The following is a 6842-nucleotide window of genomic DNA, read 5'->3' on the forward strand; positions in this document are numbered from 1 at the left end:
AGGTACCAGTCCTTCAGACTGGTGGGTTGCCCCATTCGGAAATCTCCGGATCAAAGCTCACTTACAGCTCCCCGAAGCATATCGGTGTTCGTCCCGTCCTTCATCGGCTCCTGGCGCCAAGGCATCCTCCGTGTGCCCTTACTAGCTTAACCTACCTAAGCCTAATATTTTAAGGTACTCACTCTCGGTGAATGTTTTTCCCTTGACTATCATTTCCTTATCTAATTTTCAAGGTGCGTTTCTGTTGTTCGCTGTCATAGCAGCGACATGTAATAATATATCATGCCAAGCTATTAAATGCAACCCTTTTTTGCTATTTTTCTTAGATATTTTTTCTATTAAGCTAGTATTTCTTCTTTTTTTAATACGAATAGAGGTGCCCTCTTAATCAGCCGCTCATCGCTCCCCATTCACTCCCGCTAAAAGTTTGGAGCAAGTCGATTCTACACAAAAATGATTAACGACTTCCTCTAGATATGATCTAGATTTTCAATCAAATGATGCAACATGCTGTACTATAAGTATACGACTCGGGTTATTGATATAGATATAACCATATTTCCTATCTTCGTTCGTAAGCAAATTGATCGTTTCATATCTTTTTATCTATCAAAATGAAAATTGCTTTACAAGAACATAAGTTCTATAATGATCATAGATTCAATAGAAAAGTTTATTTTATCTTGTCAATCAAAATATGTTTTGCTTCCTATCCTACTAAATAAAGAGCCTCTATAAATTGAAATCAATCATTTAAATACTCATAGAAGAAAGAGCTTCATGAAGCTTATAAGAGCTCCACTAAATAAATATTCTACGGAGAGATTACCATAATAAAAACCCTTTTTCACAAAATTAATTTCTAATATATTGGTACCACCTAAGCAGGGAATATCCTATATTTGTAAAAAAATGAACTATATTAATAAACAAGAGGTGAATAGCGTGAAAGCGGATTTCATCCATATCAATGGAATATCTATCAACACAAAGATGATAGATTCAGCTTTGGTAAATCAAGCAGATATCGATTTTTTTAACTATGTAAATCAAGTGGCAAAGTGGTTTGCATACACTCTTTCTACCCAATCCAAATACATGGTTTCTCATAAGCATGATCCGCCATGGGATTATTCTGGACAGCTTATCAACACAAACCAATCATTCGATTTAAATGACTATCCTCAACTACAAGATTTTATAGAAGAGTATAATGGCCATACGTTAGCTACTTTTCTGAGTGGATGCGGGTTTCACCATGTAACTTATTCGGAAGAATTAGAAGAGCTAACTTTCACTTGGATCTCAGGTCTGCTTGAAGATTTGATCATCGAGATGTTTTCCTCTCTTCCATATGAGCAACTTGATCAAATCATCACGACCATTAACGATGAGCAGATTTTCTATGATCTATTATATACATTATCCTTTGAACTAATCGAAAAAGTATCTCCAATGAATAGTAAAATCTTATTTGAATTAGGAAAAGAGCTCGCCTATAAACAAATGGCTCAAGAAAAAGAGGAACTTCAAAAAAGAAAAAAACGTGAGCAAGAAACCGATCTTGTCGCCCAAAGGATTTTACAAAAACTACAGGCTCAGTATAAGTTAGCCTATCGCGAAACCATGCCTAATCGTATTGAGAGACCCCTTTTTATGGAAAAAGTTAAGCCTCTATTATTTCAACTTCATCAATTAGGCATCCCTCTTGAAGAAATCCGGCTATTGAGTAAATGCGGAGTTTGGTCGAATTCGGTTGTTCATGATTTAGAGAATTTATCTATCTAAACCAAAAACTCCTCCATAACTACTAGGGGGAGTTTTTGGTTAGTAAAGCTATACCCATTCATTTCTGTTCCATCACAGATGTGAGTACTGGTGGATCAATATTTCCTCCACTAATCACAAGGCCCACCCGTTTATATTTTTTCGGTAATTTATTAAATAAGATCGCAGCCAGAGGAACAGCTCCTGATGGCTCAATCACCAACTTTAACCGTAGTAGGGCAAACTTTACAGCTTGTAATATCTCAGCTTCAGAAACGGTTAAAATATCCGTTACATGTTGTTGAACAATGGGGAAAGTAAGCTCTCCAGGACTTTGTAAACGAAGCCCATCAGCGATGGTACTTGGTGGTGCAATCATCACTCGTTTACCAAGCTGTAAAGACTGTCTCGTATCATCCGCCTGCTCCGGCTCGACCCCATAAATCATAATCTTTGGGTTGAATCCATGAGCAGTAATACTGGTTCCCGATATCAAACCACCACCGCCAACTGGTGTCATCATGCAATCAAGTTCAGGTTGTTCAGCTAGAATTTCGTAAGCAACGGTTCCAGCACCAGCAATGACCGAAGGATGATCATATGGAGGAATCAAGGTAAGGTTCCGTTCCTCTGCTATTTTCTCTGTAAATAAAGTCCGGTCTTCTGTCTGACGATCATAGAATAACACTTCAGCCCCGTAATGCTGTACGGCCTGTTTTTTAACAACAGGGGCATCTTGCGGCATACAAATGACCGCTTTGACTTGAATTAATCTCGCCGCTATGGCAACTCCTTGTGCATGATTTCCCGAAGAAAAGGCTATGACCCCGTGCTGTCTCTCCTCTTCGGAAAGTTGGCGAATCGTATTATATGCTCCCCGGATTTTAAAAGATCCACCGCGCTGGAAATTTTCACATTTTAAAAAAACTTCCCGCCCTGTCAATTGATTAAGCGTTCGGGAAGTGATAATCGGTGTTTTATTTACAACGCCGTATAAATGCTGATAGGCTTCCTTCACAAGCTGAAAATCCATAACGGCTCCCCCTTTTATCGCAAAAAATCAAAACGTCCCAGTTACAAAGGACTTCTAAATAAATGAAATTTATTTATATATTTTCTAAGCCTTATATTTTGAAACACAAATTATTTTAGTAGTTGTGGACTAATCAGTCATGGAATACTTCCGTGGAAAAAGAAAGATACAACTTAATTATTTTGGATGTGATGTTACCTGATCTTAATAAGGCAAATGATCTCCAACTTCCAAGAAGGTAAAATAAAAAGGTTAAAAAAGAAGACTGCTCCGATTCATTCAGCAGTCTTCTTTGCACCATACCTAAAAAGGAACAGGTGTGATATTTCCAAGTATCACTGGGCGTTTGGCACCTGTTGCTCCGATTACATTGGATGGTTGTCCATGTAATGTTTCATTTGCCAAAATCACCATTGCGATCGCTTCTTTCGCTGCTGAAGAAAATCCTAAGTCTTCTTGTGTTAACACCTGCTGATTAGGTAAAAGCTGTTTGATCATCTTGACTAATGTTGCATTATACGCTCCACCCCCACCTAGAATCACTTCTTGGATGGAGTAGGTTGGGAAAATAAATCTTTTATAGTTATCTACGATGGATCTTGCGGTAAACATGGTCATCGTTGCCAGTAGGTCTTCAATAGACAAATGACGCCATTGATTCAAGAGAGACAATACATATTCACTGCCAAACATTTCTCTGCCAGTTGATTTAGGTGGTGGCTGTCTAATAAAAGGATGTTGCATACATTCATCAAGAAGTTGGGGTTGTACTTTTCCTTTGGTTGCTAACTGACCATCTGTATCATATGACTTTCCGGTATATCGCTTACACATTTCATCAATGATCATATTTCCGGGTCCTGTATCAAAGGCGATCACATCCTCTAGGTTCGCATCCGCTTTTATAACGGTTGCATTAGCAATTCCCCCGATATTTTGGATAATCCGTCCCCTATTTGAACGGTAGAGTAAAAACTCAGAATAGGGGACCAAAGGAGCTCCTTCGCCACCAGCAGCCATATCCATCGTCCGAAAGTTAGAGACAACTTGAGTACGTGTTTCATAGGCGATTACGGCAGGTTCGCCCAGTTGTAATGTTGACCTTGTATATCGGTTAAAAGAGGTGGGAATGTGAAAGACGGTTTGCCCATGGGATGCGATAAAGTCGAGTTGTGTTAGTGGAATTCTCGCTTGATTACAAACTTGCTTCACTGCCTCTGCAAATAAATATCCCATCTTAAAGTTCAAACTGGTAATCAATTGGACAGAAGATCGTTCTATAGAAAAACAGTCTTGTATTTCGAGCTTAATCTCTTCAGGTATCGGCCATGTGATAAACTCATGGAGTTGTAGTTTAGTTGTAAACGCATTCCCGTTAATCTCTACCAGTACAGCATCAATACCATCTAAGGAAGTACCTGACATTAATCCAACTGCCCATGGCACTTTGCTGCCTCCCTTCTCTATTTAACTATATATAATTCCATACAAAGCTATCACAAACAATAAACAGCTATTGGATCAAGATCTTCTATATTATTTCCCTGATAAATCCCGAATTGCTTCTTCGATCGTCGCAAAATGAAACTGAAAACCCTGACTCAACAACTTTTGTGGAATCACTTTTTGTCCTTCTAATAAGAGTACTGATAATTCTCCAAAGAGAATTTTCATCATCCAAGCTGGAACTGGCATCCAATGCGGGCGCTGTAATACTTGTGCAACGGTACGCCCAAATTGATCATTCGTCACTGGATAAGGGGCCGTTCCATTAACCGGCCCTGTGATTTGTTCATGATTCAAACAAAACTCGATTAAGCGAATCATATCCTTGATATGAACCCAAGAAATCCACTGACGCCCACTTCCCACTTTGCCACCTACACCGAGCTTATATGGGAGAATCATTTTAGGATAAGCTCCTCCCTGATTTCCTAGTACAACTCCAATACGTAGTTTAATTATTCGGGCAGTCGGAATCTGATCAATGGCTTCTTCCCATTTTTCAACCACACTTGCCAAAAAGTCTGTGATATTTGCTGGACTATTCTCATCAAAAGCTTTGGTTTCGGAGGTTCCATAAATCGACATTCCAGAAGCATTAATTAATACTTTTGGCTTTTGTGAAAGTTGTTCTACGATCTTTGCTAGCTTCTTGGCAACACTTAGCCTCGACTGCAGAATTCTTTGTTTTGCAGTTCTTGTCCAACGTTGGTTAATGGATTCACCAGCTAAACTAATAATTGCATCAATACCATTTAGTGCTACTGGATTCTTCTCTATGTGATCCCAAGTAAAGAAAGCTGTTGCTTCAAGTTTAGGAAAAGCTTGCATACGTGAAATAGCAATAACTTCGTGACCTTTTTCCATCAAATATTTACTTAGTTCATTGCCAATAAAACCAGTTGCTCCTGTAATAGCAATTTTCATGGTGTTCCCTCGATTCAAGTTTATTTATAAAATAATATCCCTCACTACTATTAGTATTTTTAGACTATTATAACAAAACCTCCCCTTTAAAAACACTGAACCTATTCTAAAGTGCTGACTTCCAAAGAGTATCAAAACCTTTCGGAGTCAGTATCTATAATTCATTAATTAAAGGAGAGCATGTTGCATAATTGGAACCAAAACCTAGATCATTCCTAGATAGCCGCGAATCGTTTTTGTGTAGGATCGACTTTTGCGCCAAACCTTTAGCGGGAGTGAGTGGGGAAGCGATGAGCGGCTGATTAAGAGGGCAACCTCGAAAGAAATTAGGATATCACATATCCACTCTATAAACCATCTATTTCCTTTTCTTTATAAACGATATAAGTTAGGTACACGATCTCGAAAAACAGGCATTGCTTTACGTACAGATTCAACCAATCCTAAATCCACTTCTGCGTATAGAATGGTTGGTTCTGTCCCTGCTTCACAAACCACATCCCCCCATGGGTCAAACACGATAGAACGACCATTAAAGTGATCATTTTCGTTTTGTCCAGCCATATTAGCCCCAACAACATACATCTGATTTTCAATCGCTCTTGCGCGTAATAAAGCAAGCCAATGCTCTTCACGTTGAACCGGCCATTCAGCTGGAACGAATAGGATGGATGCACCTTCCACTGCATATGTACGAATGAGTTCAGGAAATCTTAGATCATAGCAAATGATGACAGAAGCCAAATGACCATTTAGATCAAAGGTTGTATATTCTCTTCCCCTAGCTAGATATTGATCTTCATTCATTAAACCAATTAAATGAAGTTTACTATATACATTAACAAGTTCTCCCTGGCGATTAAAAGTTAGGGAAGTATTATATACTTGCCCCTCTTGTTCCATGGTATAAGAACCTCCTATCAACCAAATCGCATGTTCTTTTGCTTTTTGCGAGAGAAAAGAACGGGTAGGGCCATCGATAGATTCTACATGCTCTTGTAAACGTGCAAAATCGTACCCACTCTTCCACATTTCTGGTAAGACAACGACTTGTGCTTGATTACGTACAGCCTCATCGATCATCTCCTCTGCATTTCGAAGATTATAATCTATGTTCCCTTGAATAATATTCATTTGACAAATAGCTATTTTCATAATAATCCACCCCGATTAAAAGGATTTTATATGGTATCGATTAACTTAACGACAAAAGAAGACTTTATTAATAATCCAGTCATTTGTTTTCACTCTCGATGTTCGCATGATCTATTATATCGAAAACCAAATAGATAAACCTCTTAAAAATATCTTTCCTACATATCTGTTTTCTAAAAAACCACACTAATAAAGAGTTTTCGAATGAAAAAAACTCCTATCCTCATTTTAGAGAATAGGAGTTTTTCATCTTTGTATTCCTTGAAAACTAAAGGTGAGAACATGACCCGAGAGGTTTCGATTCAAAAATTTGTATCGATAAAGATACTCCGTAGAAAGGAGGTGATCCATCCCCACCTTCCGGTAGGGATACCTTGTTACGACTTCACCCCAATCATCTGCCCCACCTTCGGCGGCTGGGTCCTTCCCGGGGTTCCCCGCAAAGTAGTACTTTGTG

At 38.7% G+C, this 6842-nt stretch carries 5 protein-coding genes and 2 rRNA genes; 1 reads left to right on the forward strand and 6 read right to left on the reverse strand.

Annotated features, from left to right (window positions below; genetic code table 11):
- A 23S ribosomal RNA gene (locus DL897_RS18525) occupies nucleotides 1–152 on the reverse strand; the annotation flags it as partial.
- 793 nt (nucleotides 153–945) lie between these two features.
- Between DL897_RS18525 and DL897_RS17770 the strand changes: the two genes are divergently transcribed.
- Nucleotides 946–1788 (forward strand): hypothetical protein, encoded by an 843-nt coding sequence (locus tag DL897_RS17770; protein ID WP_113660454.1) that lies wholly within the window; start codon nucleotides 946–948, stop codon nucleotides 1786–1788.
- 58 nt (nucleotides 1789–1846) lie between these two features.
- On the opposite strand, the gene DL897_RS17775 is transcribed toward DL897_RS17770, so the two are convergent.
- The 5 genes from DL897_RS17775 to DL897_RS18530 all read right to left on the reverse strand — a co-directional run.
- Nucleotides 1847–2800 carry a threonine ammonia-lyase gene (locus DL897_RS17775; protein WP_113660455.1) on the reverse strand — a complete coding sequence of 318 codons (954 nt, stop codon included), beginning with the start codon at nucleotides 2798–2800 and terminating at the stop codon, nucleotides 1847–1849.
- Between the two features lie 303 nt (nucleotides 2801–3103).
- Nucleotides 3104–4246, reverse strand: coding sequence for an anhydro-N-acetylmuramic acid kinase AnmK (gene anmK / locus DL897_RS17780; protein WP_276308609.1), 1143 nt, complete (start codon nucleotides 4244–4246; stop codon nucleotides 3104–3106).
- A gap of 90 nt (nucleotides 4247–4336) precedes the next feature.
- Nucleotides 4337–5230, reverse strand: coding sequence for a TIGR01777 family oxidoreductase (locus tag DL897_RS17785; RefSeq protein WP_113660456.1), 894 nt, complete (start codon nucleotides 5228–5230; stop codon nucleotides 4337–4339).
- 372 nt (nucleotides 5231–5602) lie between these two features.
- The gene (locus tag DL897_RS17790; protein ID WP_113660457.1) at nucleotides 5603–6385 is read right to left on the reverse strand and encodes a carbon-nitrogen family hydrolase; all 783 of its coding nucleotides are present in this window, start codon (nucleotides 6383–6385) and stop codon (nucleotides 5603–5605) included.
- A 335-nt stretch (nucleotides 6386–6720) separates the two neighbouring features.
- A 16S ribosomal RNA gene (locus DL897_RS18530) occupies nucleotides 6721–6842 on the reverse strand; the annotation flags it as partial.

Origin of the sequence: Thermoflavimicrobium daqui (assembly GCF_003313465.1) — a bacterium.
GTDB classification, from domain to species: Bacteria; Bacillota; Bacilli; order Thermoactinomycetales; family Thermoactinomycetaceae; genus Thermoflavimicrobium; species Thermoflavimicrobium daqui.

Coding starts and splice junctions, on each gene's coding strand:
- DL897_RS17790 (WP_113660457.1), bottom strand. CDS start 6,385: ATGAAAATAGCTATTTGTCAAATGAATATTATTCAAGGGAACATAGAT.
- DL897_RS17775 (WP_113660455.1), bottom strand. CDS start 2,800: ATGGATTTTCAGCTTGTGAAGGAAGCCTATCAGCATTTATACGGCGTT.
- DL897_RS17785 (WP_113660456.1), bottom strand. CDS start 5,230: ATGAAAATTGCTATTACAGGAGCAACTGGTTTTATTGGCAATGAACTA.